The sequence below is a fragment of the Paenibacillus sp. J22FR83 genome (assembly GCF_059691955.1).
This window is the reverse complement of the sequence record NZ_JCAUAM010000004.1, coordinates 138,604-156,373: the sequence shown is the minus strand read 5'-3', so window position 1 is coordinate 156,373 and position 17,770 is coordinate 138,604. Positions and strand designations below refer to the sequence as shown.

General features: G+C 43.3%; 17 protein-coding genes. 4 read left to right on the top strand and 13 right to left on the bottom strand.

What is annotated here, in order from left to right; genetic code table 11:
- Window positions 1-48 precede the first annotated feature (48 nt).
- Window positions 49-1,164, top strand: coding sequence for an aminopeptidase (locus AC58PV_RS09135; RefSeq protein ID WP_497431949.1), 1,116 nt, complete (start codon window positions 49-51; stop codon window positions 1,162-1,164).
- Window positions 1,165-1,237: 73 nt separating this feature from the next.
- Here AC58PV_RS09135 and AC58PV_RS09130 read toward each other — a convergent pair whose 3' ends face one another.
- From AC58PV_RS09130 to AC58PV_RS09105, 6 genes are all read right to left on the bottom strand, one after another.
- The gene (locus tag AC58PV_RS09130) at window positions 1,238-2,719 is read right to left on the bottom strand and encodes a L,D-transpeptidase family protein (RefSeq protein ID WP_497431948.1); all 1,482 of its coding nucleotides are present in this window, start codon (window positions 2,717-2,719) and stop codon (window positions 1,238-1,240) included.
- Between the two features lie 205 nt (window positions 2,720-2,924).
- Window positions 2,925-3,254 carry a cytochrome o ubiquinol oxidase subunit IV gene (gene cyoD / locus AC58PV_RS09125; protein WP_497431947.1) on the bottom strand — a complete coding sequence of 110 codons (330 nt, stop codon included), beginning with the start codon at window positions 3,252-3,254 and terminating at the stop codon, window positions 2,925-2,927.
- A complete protein-coding gene (cyoC, locus tag AC58PV_RS09120) occupies window positions 3,255-3,869 on the bottom strand; it encodes a cytochrome o ubiquinol oxidase subunit III (protein ID WP_497431946.1) in 615 nt (204 codons plus the stop codon).
- A complete protein-coding gene (locus AC58PV_RS09115; RefSeq protein WP_497431945.1) occupies window positions 3,869-5,839 on the bottom strand; it encodes a cbb3-type cytochrome c oxidase subunit I in 1,971 nt (656 codons plus the stop codon). Before AC58PV_RS09115 ends, cyoC begins: the two co-directional genes overlap by 1 nt.
- Before the next feature lie 40 nt (window positions 5,840-5,879).
- Window positions 5,880-6,869, bottom strand: a complete 990-nt coding sequence (gene cyoA, locus AC58PV_RS09110; RefSeq protein ID WP_497431944.1) for a ubiquinol oxidase subunit II — start codon at window positions 6,867-6,869, stop codon at window positions 5,880-5,882.
- Window positions 6,870-7,098: 229 nt separating this feature from the next.
- On the bottom strand, window positions 7,099-7,359 hold the full coding sequence (locus tag AC58PV_RS09105) for a hypothetical protein (RefSeq protein ID WP_068667232.1): 261 nt from the start codon (window positions 7,357-7,359) through the stop codon (window positions 7,099-7,101).
- Between the two features lie 256 nt (window positions 7,360-7,615).
- On the opposite strand from AC58PV_RS09105, the gene AC58PV_RS09100 reads away from it, so the two are divergent.
- The gene (locus AC58PV_RS09100) at window positions 7,616-8,374 is read left to right on the top strand and encodes an MBL fold metallo-hydrolase (protein WP_497431943.1); all 759 of its coding nucleotides are present in this window, start codon (window positions 7,616-7,618) and stop codon (window positions 8,372-8,374) included.
- A 67-nt stretch (window positions 8,375-8,441) separates the two neighbouring features.
- Here the strand turns inward: AC58PV_RS09100 and AC58PV_RS09095 are convergent, their stop codons facing one another.
- The 4 genes from AC58PV_RS09095 to AC58PV_RS09080 form a co-directional block, all read right to left on the bottom strand.
- Window positions 8,442-8,750 carry a DUF4870 domain-containing protein gene (locus AC58PV_RS09095; RefSeq protein WP_497431942.1) on the bottom strand — a complete coding sequence of 103 codons (309 nt, stop codon included), beginning with the start codon at window positions 8,748-8,750 and terminating at the stop codon, window positions 8,442-8,444.
- Window positions 8,751-8,839: 89 nt separating this feature from the next.
- On the bottom strand, window positions 8,840-9,559 hold the full coding sequence (locus tag AC58PV_RS09090) for a copper homeostasis protein CutC (protein ID WP_497431941.1): 720 nt from the start codon (window positions 9,557-9,559) through the stop codon (window positions 8,840-8,842).
- A gap of 123 nt (window positions 9,560-9,682) precedes the next feature.
- A complete protein-coding gene (locus AC58PV_RS09085) occupies window positions 9,683-9,835 on the bottom strand; it encodes a hypothetical protein (RefSeq protein ID WP_157264939.1) in 153 nt (50 codons plus the stop codon).
- Window positions 9,836-9,959: 124 nt separating this feature from the next.
- Entirely contained in the window at window positions 9,960-10,616 is a 657-nt protein-coding gene (locus AC58PV_RS09080) for a deoxynucleoside kinase (RefSeq protein WP_497431940.1), read from the bottom strand.
- 342 nt (window positions 10,617-10,958) lie between these two features.
- On the opposite strand from AC58PV_RS09080, the gene AC58PV_RS09075 reads away from it, so the two are divergent.
- Window positions 10,959-11,189 (top strand): hypothetical protein, encoded by a 231-nt coding sequence (locus AC58PV_RS09075; RefSeq protein ID WP_497431939.1) that lies wholly within the window; start codon window positions 10,959-10,961, stop codon window positions 11,187-11,189.
- Between the two features lie 63 nt (window positions 11,190-11,252).
- Here the strand turns inward: AC58PV_RS09075 and AC58PV_RS09070 are convergent, their stop codons facing one another.
- A complete protein-coding gene (locus AC58PV_RS09070) occupies window positions 11,253-13,427 on the bottom strand; it encodes a PAS domain S-box protein (protein WP_497431938.1) in 2,175 nt (724 codons plus the stop codon).
- A 189-nt stretch (window positions 13,428-13,616) separates the two neighbouring features.
- Here AC58PV_RS09070 and AC58PV_RS09065 point away from each other — a divergent pair, with 189 nt between their 5' ends.
- Window positions 13,617-14,549, top strand: a complete 933-nt coding sequence (locus tag AC58PV_RS09065) for a zinc dependent phospholipase C family protein (RefSeq protein ID WP_497431937.1) — start codon at window positions 13,617-13,619, stop codon at window positions 14,547-14,549.
- A gap of 93 nt (window positions 14,550-14,642) precedes the next feature.
- Here the strand turns inward: AC58PV_RS09065 and AC58PV_RS09060 are convergent, their stop codons facing one another.
- Window positions 14,643-15,338 (bottom strand): uracil-DNA glycosylase, encoded by a 696-nt coding sequence (locus AC58PV_RS09060; RefSeq protein ID WP_497431936.1) that lies wholly within the window; start codon window positions 15,336-15,338, stop codon window positions 14,643-14,645.
- A gap of 20 nt (window positions 15,339-15,358) precedes the next feature.
- Complete coding sequence (locus AC58PV_RS09055; RefSeq protein WP_497431935.1) at window positions 15,359-17,617, bottom strand: type IA DNA topoisomerase; 2,259 nt, start codon at window positions 17,615-17,617, stop codon at window positions 15,359-15,361.
- Window positions 17,618-17,770 lie beyond the last annotated feature (153 nt).

Here is a 17,770-nt window from a genome sequence, read left to right as displayed (position 1 = left end):
ACGTTATAATTTGGGGGTACGTATTTTCAATTAAGGGAGACCTACTGTATGAGAGATCCGAGATTACAAACTTTTGCCCGAAACATTATTCGATACTCCGTGAGCCTACAGCCTGGTGAGAACATATTGATTGAAATGATAGGTGTTAAAGATCCTGAACTTGCAAAATGCTTAATCGAAGAGGTTTATGCGGTCGGGGGTAACCCTTTCATCGAATTGCGTGATCCAGCGATTACGCGAAGCTTACAAATGAAAGGAACACAAGAACAATTCAGCGCTTGGTCTGCCATTGAGCTTGCTCGTATGAAACAAATGGATGCCTATGTAGCTGTTCGCAGCGGCGATAACATTACGGAATCTTCTGATGTGCCTGATGAGCAAATGAAACTATTCTTGAAATACTTCCAACGTCCTATCTTTGATGAACGAATTAACAATACCAAATGGGTCGTTATGCGTTACCCCAATCCGTCGATGGCACAATTGGCTGGTAAAAGCACGGAAGCGTTCGAGGATTTCTACTTTAACGTCTGTAACCTCGATTACAGCAAAATGGCCAAAGCGATGGAAGGGCTCGTTGATTTGATGAACCGCACAGATCGTGTCCGCTTGGTCGCAAAAGGCACGGATCTCAGCTTCTCGATTAAAGGGATCGGCGCTGTTCCTTGTTCAGGGCTGAGAAATATCCCGGATGGCGAAGTTTATACGGCTCCAGTGAAAGATTCCGTCAATGGTACGATCAGTTACAATACACCGACGATTTACTCCGGAACTTCTTTTGAGAACATCGTGCTGACCTTCGAGAATGGCCGAATTATTAACGCAACAAGTAACGATTCCAAGAAGTTGAATGAGATTCTGGATACAGATGATGGCGCACGCTATATCGGTGAATTCGCCATTGGAGTGAATCCGCACATTCAACATCCGATGAAGGATATTTTATTTGATGAGAAAATTGACGGCAGCATCCATTTCACACCTGGGCAAGCCTATGAAACTGCGGATAATTCCAATCGTTCGTCTGTCCATTGGGACATGGTGCTAATTCAACGTCCTGAGTATGGAGGCGGCGAGATTTATTTCGATGATGTGCTGATTCGCAAAGACGGCCGTTTCGTTATTCCTGAGCTAGAACAACTTAACCCAGAGAACTTAATGTAGTTAACGATAAAAAAGGAACACTTAAAAAGCAGTTGAGACTTCCGAGTATTCACTCGGTTAGCTTCAACTGCTTTTAGCCTAACCAATGGAAGATGGTATTTTCCGCGGATTCTCCGTGTAGTGGCAGGTTCGTAGGAATAAGCTTAGAGATTTGATTGACTTGACCTTGCAGATTGGGTTGAAGGTCATTGGATAGTATCCGAACCTCCGCACCTTTCGGCACGAAAGGAAAAAGCTGTTGGATGTCGTCATTGGTTAATCGAATACAACCTAGTGACTTCGCCTCACCAATTGAACTCTCATCGTATGTGCCGTGTAAAGCGATAGATCCTAGCCCTAAGCCTGCATCACCATAACTTTGACTTGTCTTACCTTTTGGCTGTTGTACTCGCTCTATGACCCGATATAGGCCATCAGGCGTGCTCCCATTGACACCGAGTCCTATTGGTTTGTTCCATAATACATATGAACCGCTTACCAACTGGAGCTGGTACGCACGCTGATTTACTTCGAGGTGAACAGGTTCATATGGAACCCCTTCTCCTCCAGCTACATTCGCATAGAACATATGGGCAATATCAGCCGCATTGGGGTTAAATACCCATCCGCCATCACCTTGGTAAACGGATTTGATCTCATTCGAACCCGATACAGCTTCTAGCGGAATATAGCTCAAATAATTAAGCGGATAATCTTGCAGGAGATCATTTATACGTGTAGGAGCATGTCCAACATCCTCACGATAAGATGCCAATGCCGTTCGAACTAAATTAGCACCAATCGCACTAAGCGGTTGGTGCTCTTCAAATTCGGCGTTCAGGAATCGGATGTGAACCAAGGGATCAGCCTCTGGCTGATACGTGGCGATAACCATCGCCCGTCCGATATCCTCTTCTTTGGTCAACAGCATCGTTTTCCCCTTGTCCCTGTTGTCCTCGGTGACAATACCATACAGGAGAATCGTTACTTTCGGTACTTCCTTAGCCAATACCAATGCTTGAGCATGGAGCTTCTTCTCAATCTCAGCATGTGACATCTCTGGAGAAAGATACAGAATAAATGGCTTGTCCACCGATTCATAGGATACTTGCGTGCCTGCACTCCACAGTTTCAATGAACTTATCGTACGTGGGATTGCCTGATTCCCAGTAAAAAATAAGACTAAAATGACATTGAGGATCAATAAGACGAGCAATAACATTTTCATAAAAGGCGGTAATAATGGCTTCGGTTTCTCGGGCAGCGTCTGTTCTAGATTCGCAGTGTGAACGGCTTGCTGCTCATCAAGAAGGTGAATCGCACGATTAGCAGCAGAAAAGAACGGTGAAGGATACGTTTTGAGCACTTCTTTGTAATGAAATCTGGCTCGCTTCCAATTCCCTTTTTCACGAAATTTCTGCCCAAGATTGAAATGAGCCTCAGGCGAATTGGCATCCAAATAACGAATAACCTTCTCGTGATAATTGGGGTCTCCGTGACTAATGAACAAATTCTTGTGCAAATGGACGAGGTGATCATCGAGTTGATTACGAAATCGTTGGTTTCGTCGGATCATTGGACTCCTCTCCGTACATTTATTTAGCTAGTCACACCTGAAGCGTGATACAAAAAGTATCTCTGATACATAATGTATCATGTTGCAAATCGAAAGACAACCCTTTTTCAACAATATGATCGACGTAGGCCACCAATGAGAAAAAGACGTTTTCAGCCTCTTTGAATAAGGCCAAAAACGTCTTCTCTTCATGCGTTGTAACGACTTAATGAGCTACTGTGTTGTAAGTCATGATCCAGATAGATCCGCCTACAATCGTTACTAGGATAACTAATCCAAATAGCAGCGCCATGATATTCCACTTTGCATTCTCGCCTTCTTTGACGTGCATGAAGAAGAACAACTGAACAGCAAATTGGAGAACCGCCATGAGTAAGATCAGAAACAATGTACCTGTTCTTCCAAGCATATCATTCATTACAACAACTAGAGGAATGACGGTCAACAGGATCGATAAAGCAAAACCGATAATATACGATTTCAATGATCCATGAGACTCATGATTATTATGAGTTTCTGCATGTGGTTTGCTCACTTACATCACCCCCATGAGGTAGACGACCGTAAATACGAAGATCCACACGACGTCCAAGAAATGCCAGTACAAAGAAATGATCGTAACTTTACGTTTAGTAACCGTCGTGATACCACGGCGTTTCAATTGAAAGATCAAGCCAATCATCCAAATAAGACCAACGGAAACGTGTAATCCGTGCGTACCTACCAACGTGAAGAATGCAGATAGAAAAGCACTCGTGGAGATTGTTGCTCCTTCATGATTAACCATAGTAATGAATTCTGAAAGCTCCAATCCAATGAAAGAAGCTCCCAATAGCACAGTTACAATCAACCAGCCGATCAGTTGTTTCATGTTTCCTTTATGCATGCCGAGCAAAGCTAATCCGCTCGTAAAGCTGCTTGTAAGCAAGATGAAGGTTTCTGCGATGATACCCGGCATTTTGAATAATTCTTCCGGTGTTGGTCCTCCGTTCGTATTCTGGTGAAGGACGATATACGTTGCGAATAAAGAACCGAATAGGATAACGTCTGTGATCAGAAATATCCAAAATCCGAACGTCTTGAGCGATTCGTGCTCTTGTTCATGATCATGTTCATGACCGTGACTTCCGTGTGCTGCTGTGTGCGCCATTATGCCTTCACTCCTTTCCATGCGTCTTCCGTGGCTTTCACTTCGTCCGCTGGAATATAGTAATCTGTATCATAACTGAACGAACGAGCTATCATACAGATGGCAACACCGATTAATGCAGGAATCGTGAGCCACATCCAATCCCAAACGAATCCGAATCCCGCGAAGAACCAAAGCGTCGAAATAATGAATGGAATCGAAGAATTCTTAGGCATATGAATCGGTTCATAGGTGGTTGGAACGGGTTGCTTTTTAACTGTACCCTGTTTCTCTTCCCACCATGAATCAGCAACATCTGCTTTAGGAAGCACTGCAAAGTTGTAGATCGGAGCTGGTGAAGCAATCGACCATTCCAATGTCCGACCATCCCAAGGATCCCCAGACACTTTGTGTTGTTTAATGAATTTAATGGAGTGCGCGATTTGCCACACTTGGAATAGGAAAGCTATCCCCATCAGGAAGCCACCGACAGTAGAAACAACGTTTAGCGGTCCCCAACCCATATCCCAGCTATACGTGTAGGTACGACGAGTCATACCGTCTAAACCAAGGAAATATTGCGGCATGAAACACACATAGAAACCAATGTTCCACAACCAGAATGCCCATTTGCCCAAGTGTTCATTGAGCTTAAAGCCGAACATCTTCGGCCACCAGTAATAGAGACCTGCGAAATATCCGAAGGCAACTCCGCCGATTAAGACTTGATGGAAGTGCGCGATCAAGAAGTAACTATTGTGAAATTGGAAATCAGCAGGCGCTACAGATAGCAAGACCCCTGTCATTCCCCCAACAACGAAACATGGAATAAAGGCAATCGTCCATAGCATCGGTGTTGTGAACTGAATTTTACCCCTGAACATGGTGAACAGCCAGTTAAAGACTTTTGCCCCGGTAGGTATGGCAATAAGCATTGTACTGATGGCGAAGAAGGCATTCACATCTGCGCCAGAACCCATCGTGAAGAAGTGATGCGCCCATGTGAAGAAGGACAATAAGCTGATAATCAGCATGGCAAAGACCATTGATTTATAGCCGAATAGTTTCTTCTTCGAGAAGGTTGATACAATTTCCGAGAAAATACCGAATGCGGGCAGGACCACAATGTAAACTTCAGGATGTCCCCACATCCATATCAAGTTGATATACATCATCGGATTTCCGCCGCCGTCTAATGTGAAGAAGTGCGCACCTAAGAAACGATCTAGGAAAAGCAGTGCAAGTGTAACGGTTAAGATCGGAAACGCGAAAATAATAATTACACAGCTAGAAAAGACGGACCACGTAAACATCGGCATATTCATTAACTTCATGCCTGGTGTACGCATTTTCAAAATAGTTACAATGAAGTTAATCCCTGTTGCCAAGCTTCCGATACCGGAAATTTGAATACCCCAAATATAGAAGTTCTGTCCAACGCCTGGGCTATGCGACAATTCCGATAGCGGTGGATAACTTAACCAACCTGCATCAGGTGAACCGCCGATCACGAAGGAAACGTTGAATAACATAGCGCCCCAGAAGAACATCCAGAAGCTGAGTGAATTCAAGAATGGATACGCAACATCGCGTGCTCCAATTTGTAGGGGAACGATAATGTTAAATAAACCAAACATAAGCGGCATCGCCATGAATAAAATCATGATAACGCCATGTGTTGTAAAGATTTGATTATAATGATCAGGCTGCAAGAACTGACTATCCGGAATGGCGAGCTGTACGCGCATGAGAAGCGCATCCACACCACCGCGGAATAACATCAGAATCGAACAGATGATATACATAATACCAATTCGTTTATGATCAACGCTTGTCAACCATTCCCGCCAGAGCCACCCCCATTTTCTGAAGAAGGTGAGCACGAATACCATGGCTACTAATGAGAGCCCAATACTAACTTGAGCTCCCAGAATCATGGGATCGCCCGTTACGAAAAACTCAGATGCAAAATCTTTTATTTTATCCAACATGAGCAGATCTCCCTTTCATAAAACTTTAATCGATATCCATTTATTTCGACATATTCATCTGACTATGATCCATTTGTGTACCATTCATAGAGTTTTCTTTCTTTGTTGTTTCCTTGGTTTCCTTCGTGGCTTTGGTTTCCTTGCTCTCATGACCAGCGCCGTGACCATTGTGAACAGATTGACCATTCGTATATTTGTTTACCACTTGTTCAAATAGCCCTTCGGGAACTTCCGAGAAATATTTCACACCAGATTTACCTGGCATCGCTAATTCTTCGTAGCCTTCTTTGGTTAATTTCGTAGGAACTTTCTTCGTCTTCGCAATAAAAGAATCAAAATCTTCTCGCGAAGTTGCATTCACGTCAAACGTCATGTCCGCGAAATGTTCCCCACTGAAATTCGCTCCCGTACCGAAGTAATGTCCGATCTCGTCAGCTTGCAAATAAAGCGTCATTGCCATGCCAGACATTGTATAAATTTGTCCACCTAATTGCGGTATCCAAAATGAGTTCATTGGCGCATCGGAAGTGAGCTCGAACTTAATAGGTGTATCTTCTGGGATTTGCAAATAATTCACAGTAGCAATCCCTTGCTCAGGATACGTAAACAGCCATTTCCAATCAAGTGATGTTACTTGAATGGTTATCGGTTCCTTATCCGACTTCAATGGTTTTGATGGCTCCAAAGCATACGTGTACTTTAAAGTAATCACAGCCAATGTAACAATGATGATGATCGGCACAGTCCACCACACGATTTCTAGTGAAGTACTGTGAGACCAATTCGGTTTATACGATGCCTTATTGCTCTTGCTATCGCGATATCGCCACACAATCCAACCTGTGAGAACAAGAACCGGAACGAGGATTACCCCGCACAAAATTGTTGCAATCACAATTAAATCTCTCTGCTCAGCACCAACAGGTCCTTTAGGATCCAACACCATAGCTTGGCTGCAGCCAGAAAGTACTAAGATGATGGCGACCATCATGAAGAGCATTCCTGCTTGTACAAGCTTTCTCTTCTTCATCCATTTAACCTCCCAATCAACAAATCCTACCTGTTATCACCATATCATCTTGTTCATGAAAGTTCACCATCGCAAAGTCAACTTAACAAATACGTCAACGGTTCGACGAAGTAATGTAAAACAAATGTCACAGAACGTTTGTTGACTCTGCTGGAAAAATATGAACAGGAAAAAGCCTTCCAAGTATTAACTTGAAAGGCTTGCATAGTATTCCTTCGAACCCTCGTTCTCATTCACCTTTGGAAACATTGCGAGAATGAACCAAATGAATAGCGGTACGAATCACATAAATATGGACACTACCTACCATGAACCCAATACCTACCATTAGAGTTGTATTGCGATCACTGAAGCTTTCTAAACTGACTAAGCTAAGAACTAAACCTATAGCAAGCAACGCCCACGCAGCAAACGTCATTAATTTCACTAACGGCATTACATCTCGTTCCACACGCTCAACGGTATTTACGGACACGGCTCTGTTTGACATGATCAGCTCAACTCCTGACTTAAATGTAAGTGCTTTAAAACTAGTATAACACAAAAATTAGATTTTGTTCATATTTTATTCACACGATGATCAAAAAATGGACAAAAATATACAAGGGAATTCCTGAACCAAAAAATAAGTTGACTTTTCTCGATTAATATGTTATGATTAAATATTTAATTGACACAAAACGTGCCGATAGTTATGATAATTCTGTGTCTTTCCACACTTATCATTCCAAATCGGAGGGTTTCGCATGCAAATTTCAGAAGGACTTTACTATGTTGAATTATCCATTCAACTCATGGGTAGAACCAATGTCATTTATCCCGCGCTATTCGTTGATGAGCAAGGAGCTCTACTCGTTGATACTGGCTACCCAGGTACACTTCCACTCTTACATAAATCATTCGATAACTTAGGCATTGATGCAACTACTTTGGATTCCGTCATCCTTACACATCAGGACATCGACCATATCGGAGGACTTCCTTCACTACTTCAAGTCTCTACACGTCCCTTAGAAGTATTCGCATCCGAACTAGAAAAGCCTTATATTCAAGGTGATAAAATGTTAATAAAAGTAACTCCTGCTTCGATTGAACGCGCAGTTGCCAATTTGCCAGCAGACACGACTCCTGAATGGCGAGACGCGTTTCGACGCAACCTAGAGAACCCGCCGAAAGCACCGGTTAACACGATATTAGAAGATGGTCAAATCATCGACAGATGTGGTGGAATTGTTGTCATCCTTGCACCTGGACATACCCCTGGGCATATGAGTCTGTATCATACATCAAGCAAAACCTTAATTGCCGCGGATTCCATGGTAGTCTCAGAAGGGCAGCTTCAAGGACCTATACCTGCTTATTGTGCTGATTATCCTTTGGCCTTGCAGTCATTGCGCAAATTCTTACAGTATGATATTGAGAGAGTTCTTTGTTATCACGGTGGCTTAATCACAGGTCATGTCAACCAACGGATCGCTGAAATCATTCAAACAATAGAAGCTTAGGAAATGAAACAGGGCTGACTCCCCGTAGATGATCTACAGGAGTCAGCCCAAGTTGCTTATGTACGTTCTACTTAAGAAGTGTGTAGCTGCCGATAATCGGAAGTGGCTTCACTTGACCTTGCGCTGCTGCTACAATACCCAGCACAGCCAAAACAACCAAAGCCAAGTTAGCAATCGGCTGAAGAATCCAACCAATGAATGGGATAATGCCGAGGACAACATTCACAATGACCCATGCCAAAAATAAAGTAAGTCCTTGATTGGCATGATACCAGGCATACTTGGAATCCTTCGCCGCAATTAACGGGATGAAAAACAAAATATACCCGAGAATGGCCATTCCCTTGTTACTTTGAATATCTGTGGAATCGTACATAGATAGCACCTCATCTTTTCAGAGTTTTACCTCTTCCATTATATTCAATTTCCATCAGCTATTCATCCGTCTTTTGGACAAATCTTAAATTATTTTTGACCAGTCTCTCGTTCCTGCCCTACCTTCCAGTCATCTAAGGAGCTTCTCGCTTTTCTTACCTTCTCTTCCTCCACGGCTCCACGCACACTCCCATTTTCTCTAACAGCCGTACCAAGGTGGACACTTTGCACTCCTGTAGCTTGGACAAATGATACTAAACTGTCCAGTGTAAGACCACCACCTGGCAAGATGTTTAAGTGAGTACCGCGGGTAAGGTCAGTTAGCCGCCGTATCTGCTCAACTGCCTGAAGTGCACTTGCAGCCCCACCCGAAGTGAGCACGGAGTGAATTTGTTTATATGGCAGCAACATGGATAAAGCTTGCTCTTGCTGCAGTATTTCATCGAAGGCCCGATGAAAAGTCACAGGCAAAGATGTAGCCGCCAACAGAATATTAAGATGATGGCAATCAATCCTTCGATCAGGCGTCAAGACACCGAATACAAGCGCACTTGCACCTGCTTGCTCCATACTTTGGATCGATCCAAGCATAGTTGCGATATCTGCCTCTGACATATGAAAGGATCGTGCATGTGGTCGAATCATCACGTTCACAGGTATTTGCACGGAAGCTCTGATTTGTTGCAGGAGCTCCACATCCGGTGTTACCCCCCCTTGTTGCAAATCTGCAACAAGTTCAATTCGGTCTGCACCCCCAGCTTCAGCACGCATGGCGTCTTGCAGCGTAGTTGCGATTACTTCCAATATCATATCTCGAACTGCCTCCATTTGAATGAATGATTCCCACTTTCACTCTCACTCTAACACAAAGTGAACAATGCAAAAACTCCTTAATCGATTGAATTAAGGAGTTGTGATTACGCTATGTGGATCCTAAATATTCGAAGCTGTCTGCCATTGTTGCTGATGCACTTCGACGAGCTCAAGATTGGCAAATGATCGACTAAGCTTCAACATTTTCTCCGTTGCTGCTAATTTCGGCAGAGGAACACTCATAGGCTTGCCTTTGTAACATACGATAAACAACAATATCATCACCTTCGCTTTCTAGGATTACAACGTTGAATTTATTTTGTTCTATATCATTCGAAAGACCCCCTCATGTTTGAGGGGGTCTTTTCGACATTTCGACAATTTTCGCTCGTCCCGATTAAACGATGCCTAGATCCGATAACTTTGCACGAACTTCTTGAACCAATTGTGCGGCATCTGCCGCGCGATTAACGACATCGATCCGATCCATATCAATAATGAGAACTTCAGACGCTTGATAATGATTCATCACCCAGTCATCGTATCCCGACCATAGCTTGCGATAGTAATCGACCAAAGATTGATCCTGTTCGAAACTGCGGCCACGAAGCCCGATCCGGTGCATCACCGTTTCAAAGGAAGCCTTCAAATAGACCATAAGATCAGGCGCTTTCTTAGGCAGCTCTGCCAACTCTGACATCATGTTATCAGCTAAGCCTTCATATACATCAAATTCCAATTGTGAAATGCGCCCTAACTCGCGGTTCACCTTGGCAAAATACCAATCCTCATAAATACTTCTATCCAGTACATTTCGATTATGTACCAATGCCTGTTTAATGGCCTTAAAACGCGTATTCAAAAAGTGCAATTGCAGTAAAAACGGATACCGATGCTTTTCAATTTCTTCTGGTGATGCTGTGTAAAACAGCGGCAATATCGGATTATCATCGACACTTTCATAGAAAACATTCGAATTTAGTTCTTGTCCAAGTAAAGTGGATACAGATGTCTTACCAAGACCGATCATTCCCCCAACCACAATCACTGCCATTGACCCCTTTCTCCTTCTACCCAATCATAATTTACCTGCTGTCAATTCAGCAAAACTTACCTATTATACAAGGAATTCAAACGTGAGGGAACCCTCTTTTTTTACCTTTTCGTTCCTCTTCCGTCGCTTAAAAAAATCTTCTTAATCACTGTAATATAGAAATTTATGGCATCAACGACTTATATTCTACATATTTTAGGAAATCCTCAAAGTAACAAGCCTTTTCAATAAAAATAAGTACGCAACAAAAAAATTACAAATACGGTGTGATGATTTCTTTTGCCGTACTGTCCCTATTAATAAGTGCCTTACAACTACTATCCATATGACAGAGGTGTATTGATGATTTACGGAACTAAGCTACTAGATACAGATTCAGAACTATTTGCTGCTGCCCTAACGAAAACGCCTGTGTACGTATGGTCACTTGATCAACTAGGTGTTTATTACCAAGAAACTACAGGGATTATCGTCAAATACACGCCAGATCATGTACAAGTTTACAATGAAAATAACGCCACTAAAGCTACTTGGTATTCAAGAGAGACCTCGGAATTTAGTATTGCATTCTAGAAATAAGAAAACCGCCGTTATCGGTTTAATCCGACGGCGGTTTTCATTTTTTCTTAGTAACAATCAATTAAGTTCTTCCGTGTACCTTGGCAAGAACACATCAATTGTCGTCCCATAGCCCACTTGACTTTGAATGTACATTGTACCTTTGTGCGCTTCTACAATTTTGAAACACATCATTAGACCTAAGCCAGTCCCCTTCTCCTTCGTTGTATAAAAGGGCTCCCCTAACTGTTTCAGTCGTTCCTCTGGTATGCCACACCCGTTATCTTGCGTCCGAACTCTAATCTGATCTTCGCCATGCAAAGAAACGAGCAATTTGATCTGACCGTCCTTCGGAATCGCCTCCATCGCATTTTTGATCAAATTAATAAATAATTGCTTTAAATGCATTTCCGAACATGTAATTTCCGGAATATCGGATTCGAATTCCAGTAGAAGTTCGACATTACAGAGAACTGCTTGGGTATCCAGAAGAGCAATAACCGATTGCAGGATCATCACTAAATCGCTTTTTTTATACACGATGGCTTCCGGCTTCGCTATTACAAGGAATTCACTTACAATGAAATTGATACGATCCAACTCCGATAACATGATGTCAAAATAATGTTTCTTATCCCTCAAATCATGTTGAAGCAGTTGCAAGAAACCGCGAAGCGACGTAAGCGGGTTCCGGATTTCATGCGCAAGTCCTGCCGCGAGCTGTCCAGCTACGGATAATTTGTCCGATTTCCGAAGAAGCTCCTCTGTTTGCTTACGTTCAGTTATATCCCGAGTAATTTCAGCAAATCCAAAAACGTCCCCTTTTTCACTTCGAATAGGTGTTTTCGTAATACTCACGTGGATGAGTTGACCATCTTTCCGCAGACGAACCGACTCCAACCCCGAAATCTGCTTCCCAGACTTTAACTTGTCATACAACTCTTTGCGCTCATATTCCATATAATCTGGATAAATCGGCAATTGATGCCCCTTTAATTCCTCTTGACTCCAGCCAAAAATATGCTCATGAGCCGCATTTATAGAGATTACCTTCGCATCCAAATCGCATACACATATGGCATCAGTGGTGTTATTGATGATGGATTCCAGAAGCTCTTTCGTTTCTCTGAGTTCAGTCTCCATCCTCTTACGTTCTGTAATATCTACACAGGAGCCGATCACTTCCACCATTCGCTCGTTTTCCATAATTGGCCTTAAGGAAGTAAGGTAAGTGATCCCCCTAAACGTCGTTTCAAATATCACATTTTCTTCGCCATGCCATGCGCGGTGATAATAAGCTTCTATGGAATTAGCCAAGAAGGCGGGCCATATTTCATGAAGCGTATTTCCTATAATATGTGTTGGTTTAAAACCCAAACGATAAAGCAGCTCTCCGTCACACAACGTATGGATGAAATTCGTATTTATTTTTCTAAATTTCAACGTCATCCCCTGTTGTCTGCGTACGGTGTCATGAAGATCCTGTTGTGCAATTCGCAATGATTCTCGGTCACGATTAAATTGTGTAATATCTTTAGCAATTAAATACACGCCATCTAATTGATCATTAACAATGATTGGCACATTTTTGACACCTAAATCAATGCGTTCCCCATTCTCTTGCTGGAACTCCAACATATAATTATCATTTTGTATCAAAATGCCAGCAGCACTATCAAATTTCAACTCATTTTGCAGAAAGATATGATGGATGTATTGAGAAATCAATTCATCTTCCGAGTAACCAAGAATCCTTGCCATTGCTGGATTGACGCCTTGGATGCGTCCATGAATGTCGCAAGTCAGAATTCCGGCTGGATTATGTTCAATCAATGATTTATAGCGCTGTTCGCTTTCCGCCAATTTTCGTTCGATATCTGATTGCTGGGAAACAACATTGACTTGAACAATGAATGTCACTGGTAAGTTGTCTACATCTCGAATGACTGACATTCGCCAGTTAACGGATTGTAGTGATAAATCTTTATGTACGATGCTAATTTGTTCTTGATAGGTAGGTATTTCACTATGAAGCAAATCCTTCATGATACGATGTATGTGACTCACTTGATTAGGTTCTACGAACAACTCCACTTGAGTTGTCATAAGTTCACGTTCTGAATAGCCAAGTATGTCGCACAAGCTGCGATTCACTCTCAACCAATGACCCTCAAGCGAAATCAGAGCCATTCCCATTGTTGTGAAGTCAAACATCGCATCGAACGACAGCTCCATTTCCGATTGATTATTCATATTTTACCCCCAGGGTACATGCTTTGACGGTGATTCTCACCGTTGGATAGATTCGACAATCCCATTATCAATCCTGCCTTTAAAGCTTTGCGGATTGAAATAGTTCACGAAATGTGCCCTAGCCTTCCGTCTATATGTTAGAATGGAAACGTTCATTTCTTTCATTACAAGCTGTAGGAGGATGCTCCCTTGCCAAATATTTGGACGCATTTAATTTTCGGACAAAAAGTTATGAATCAACTGGGCCACGCTTCGGTTCTTAACGATAAACAGCAGCGACACATATTCTCTCTTGGTTGCCAAGGACCCGATTTTCTTTTTTACCATAACTTCCTTCCTTGGAAAAAAGATAAAAAGTTAAATGAGCTTGGAACTCTCATGCACAAAGACGCTTGCGGACCCTTTTTACTTGATTTAGTTCGACAGGTACAAGGCCGCGGCCTCTATAATCCTGCCGTGCTCTATGTTCTAGGATTTCTAACACACCATGTCTTAGATCGTAATTTACATCCCTATGTATTTTATAAATCTGGTTTCAAGAAATGGGACCATCAACGATTCGAAATCATTATGGATACCCTATACGCCAAGCATGAACGAAATATCCTTACGTGGCACACACCGGTATGGAAAGAAATTTATGTAGGTGACAAGTTCCCCTTAGGTATTGTTCCTACACTCACGGCTGCAACCGCCATTCATTACCCTAGCATTGCTGCACAAATGAACGACTCTGATTGGGATGACGCCTACAGAGATATGATCCGTGCACAACGATTATTTCATGATCCTCACGGCATCAAACGAATATTGACACTCGGTCAAATATCGCCATTCGTTTATACGAAACACCCCACTCCACGTGATTATTTCAATGAAAGCAAGTCGACTTGGAACTGTCCAACGGATCTGAATGACATCTACACCTACAGTGTGTGGGAGTTATTGGAGACTGCCATGGAAGATGCTCTTCTTGTGCTCCAAGCTGCCATCCATGTCCTACAGAGTGGTGCTGAACGAGACTATGACATCCTTCGCGAAGTTATCGGAAATCGTTCCTACGAAACGGGTAAGAACTGCGAACTTAACTTGCCAATTACCTATGTTCAACCAATCTTGTAGAATTGTCAGGAAAATCTTTACATAGTTTATATATACTATTCGGTTCACAACCCAAGTTTCGGTCTATAAAAACGAAAAAAACCATGAATGTTGTCATTCATGGTTTTCGCTTTTAGTCATATTCGGGATTTCCCAGTCGATTCCTGTCATTCCAAGTCGATTCAACTCAGCGTTAACGGCAGAAAAAGGTTTACTGCCAAAGAACCCACGATACGCTGATAACGGACTTGGATGAGCCGATGCGATGATCACATGACGTGATGCGTTGATCAATGATCGCTTGGCCTGCGCATGGCTTCCCCAGAGAACGAAAACAACAGGCTTCTCTCGTGCGCTTAGCGCTTGAATAATCCCATCCGTGAATCTTTCCCAGCCCATACCCTTGTGCGAGTTCGGTTGAGCTTCACGAACCGTTAATACTGTATTTAACAAGAGGACACCTTGTTCTGCCCATGCTTTCAAATAACCATGATTAGGCAAAGCACAGCCTAGATCCGACGCTAGTTCTTTGTACATGTTCCTAAGTGAAGGAGGAATCGCAACCCCAGGTTTCACAGAGAAGCTGAGTCCATGGGCTTGTCCTTCTCCATGATAAGGATCTTGACCAAGTATAACAACTTTCGTATCCGCAAAGGATGTCCACTCCAACGCACGGAACACGTCATCCTCTGGTGGATAAATCGTATACCGGGAATACTCTGTCTCCAAAAACTGTTCAAGCTCCTTATAATAAGGTGCTTGAAACTCGTCATCCAAAACCGTCAACCAATCGTTCGTCAAAGGTTTCAATTCTTCGCTCCCCCAAACTTTCATTCCGTTCCGAGTGCGCCTGTAACAGCATCTAGCAGCACAATTTTCCCGTCTGTTTCTGTCCCATCCGCTAAAACTAGCTTCAGCTTCGACGTTTTCCCTTTTTGAACAAGCGCCTGTACTTGCGTGTCCGTTAAGCTTCGACCGAAACTTTCCTTCCAAATGACGAAGGAACAGCCTTCCTTATAATGCGAGCAGCCGTAACCTTTACGCCCCATAAAAAGCGAACCGCCGCAACCAGGCCTAGGACACGTCGCAATGAATGTGCTCGCCCCATCCCCAGATGGTTTCGCAGCAGCAGGCGTCCGCTTTTTGGCAGGAGCTTTCGGCGCACCTTCTCCACGAGAGGATGTCTTAGCTCCCGATGCGCCGCGTTTGCCGCTCGGTTCAGGTGCATTTTCCCCTTCGAAATCCGTTTTCGAAGCTCTAGCTTGCTTGCGCACCTTATCGACAATCAGCGTCGCAAACCTTTTGACATTGTGCATGAATTGGTCATCCGATGCCGTACCGCGAGAAATTTCGTTCAACCGTCGTTCCCATTGCCCTGTCATCTCGGGCGACGTTAAGAGCTCGATACCCGCTCCGCGAATTAATTCGACAACCATCCTGCCCTTCTGTGTCAACAAGATTTTCTTCCCTTGCATGTCGATATAGCCGACCTTCTTCAAACGTTCAATCGTAGCTGCTCGTGTCGCAGGCGTTCCAAGACCGGAGTCTTTCATCGCATCGCGGAGCTCTTCATCCTCAATCTGTTTTCCCGCGCTTTCCATCGCTTTCAGCAAGGTACCTTCATTAAAATGCTTGGGCGGCTGGGTGTCTTTCTCCTTCACGATCGCATCCGCACATACCACTTCCCCATTCGCATCGATGGAGAACGGCTCGTTGACTTCGACCTCTTCTTCGTCTTCTGAGTCTTCCTTCTCTTTCCCTTTGGTTGACTTCGCTTTCTCTTTCTTCTGATCAGCATAAATAACTTTCCAGCCTAGCGACAACAATTCTTTAACGGTTGTTTTGAACAGCTCTTGTTCCACTTCCGTCATGACCGTATGTACCTTGTAGGCAGCAGGCGGATAAAATTGAGAAAGAAAACGTCTAACAATGAGATCATACAATTTCTGTTCATCTGGACTTAGTCCCGAAGCCTTCTTATTCGTAGGCAGAATGGCATGGTGATCCTCAACCTTCGTTGGATTACATATAAATTTATTATTAATATGAACCAGATTGCGATTCGCACCTTGTACAAGGTCATGATAAGCCGTTCCTTGCAAAGCGTTAAGCGCCTTATGCATGTCCGGAATATTTTGTTCCGTCACATAGTTGGAATTCGTTCTAGGGTAAGAAATGACCTTGTGCTTCTCATACAGTGCTTGCGCTGTATCCAAGGTTTTCTTCGCAGAAAATGCGTACTTCCCATTCGCTTCACGCTGCAGTAGTGTCAAATCATATAATTTGAATGGGAATTCTTTGGTTTCTTTTACCTCATAAGACTGGATTCGTGCCGGCTTCCCCTTCACCTTAGCAGCTAATGCTGCAGCCTTCTCCCCATCCGTGAAACGTTCCCCCTGCCACATGCCTCGGTATGGTGTTTCACCTTGCGCGAAGTGACCTTCCAGCTCATAGAATTTGAGTGAGGAAAACGCCTCAATCTGCTTTTGTCGATCATAAATGAGCGCAAGTACCGGCGTTTGAACCCGGCCAACAGACAGCAACACATTATGCTTGGTTGTAAACGCACGTGAACCGTTCATGCCAATTAACCAATCCGCTTCACTACGAGAGCGTGCGGCACGCGTTAAATTCTCGTATTCAGCGCCATCCTTTAACGTTGCGAACCCATTGCGAATCGTTTCCGATGTTAAGTCAGAAATCCAGAGCCGCTTAACGGGTTGATTGAGCCCCAGATGCCGTTGAATAAGGGAGAAAATATGTTGCCCTTCTCGCCCCGCATCGCAAGCATTTACCAGTTGATTGCACTTCTTAGCTAACTCCGCGATCACCTTGAGTTGATCATACGTACGCGGGTTAGGAATTAACTTAAATTCGGAAGGAATGATCGGAAGATGATTAATATTCCACTTTTTATATTTTTCGTCATACTGATCCGGTTCAGCCAGCTCAATCAAATGTCCGATAGCCCACGTGATGATATACTGCTCGCCTTCAAGATGAGACCTCATATTTTTGGCTTTAGGTTCTATTGCGGCAGCTATGTTTCGCCCCATATCGGGTTTTTCCGCAATAATTAATGTCTTCAACCCCAAATCGCTCCTATCATAAGATTCCCAAAGTCATACTGGAAATCAGATTCTGTCGATTCAGTGTATCCCACTTTATAATCGCCTGCAATATCGATTGCGTGAATTATGTCTTTTGGCACAAAAAAAAGCCCACAGAGGGCTATCTATCCT

Bases quoted from the DNA above. Each gene is read 5' to 3' on its own strand.
- AC58PV_RS09135 (WP_497431949.1), top strand. From the start codon at position 49: ATGAGAGATCCGAGATTACAAACTTTTGCCCGAAACATTATTCGATAC.
- AC58PV_RS09130 (WP_497431948.1), bottom strand. From the start codon at position 2,719: ATGATCCGACGAAACCAACGATTTCGTAATCAACTCGATGATCACCTC.
- cyoC (WP_497431946.1), bottom strand. From the start codon at position 3,869: ATGGCGCACACAGCAGCACACGGAAGTCACGGTCATGAACATGATCAT.
- AC58PV_RS09115 (WP_497431945.1), bottom strand. From the start codon at position 5,839: ATGTTGGATAAAATAAAAGATTTTGCATCTGAGTTTTTCGTAACGGGC.
- cyoA (WP_497431944.1), bottom strand. From the start codon at position 6,869: ATGAAGAAGAGAAAGCTTGTACAAGCAGGAATGCTCTTCATGATGGTC.
- AC58PV_RS09105 (WP_068667232.1), bottom strand. From the start codon at position 7,359: ATGTCAAACAGAGCCGTGTCCGTAAATACCGTTGAGCGTGTGGAACGA.
- AC58PV_RS09100 (WP_497431943.1), top strand. From the start codon at position 7,616: ATGCAAATTTCAGAAGGACTTTACTATGTTGAATTATCCATTCAACTC.
- AC58PV_RS09095 (WP_497431942.1), bottom strand. From the start codon at position 8,750: ATGTACGATTCCACAGATATTCAAAGTAACAAGGGAATGGCCATTCTC.
- AC58PV_RS09090 (WP_497431941.1), bottom strand. From the start codon at position 9,559: ATGATATTGGAAGTAATCGCAACTACGCTGCAAGACGCCATGCGTGCT.
- AC58PV_RS09080 (WP_497431940.1), bottom strand. From the start codon at position 10,616: ATGGCAGTGATTGTGGTTGGGGGAATGATCGGTCTTGGTAAGACATCT.
- AC58PV_RS09075 (WP_497431939.1), top strand. From the start codon at position 10,959: ATGATTTACGGAACTAAGCTACTAGATACAGATTCAGAACTATTTGCT.
- AC58PV_RS09070 (WP_497431938.1), bottom strand. From the start codon at position 13,427: ATGAATAATCAATCGGAAATGGAGCTGTCGTTCGATGCGATGTTTGAC.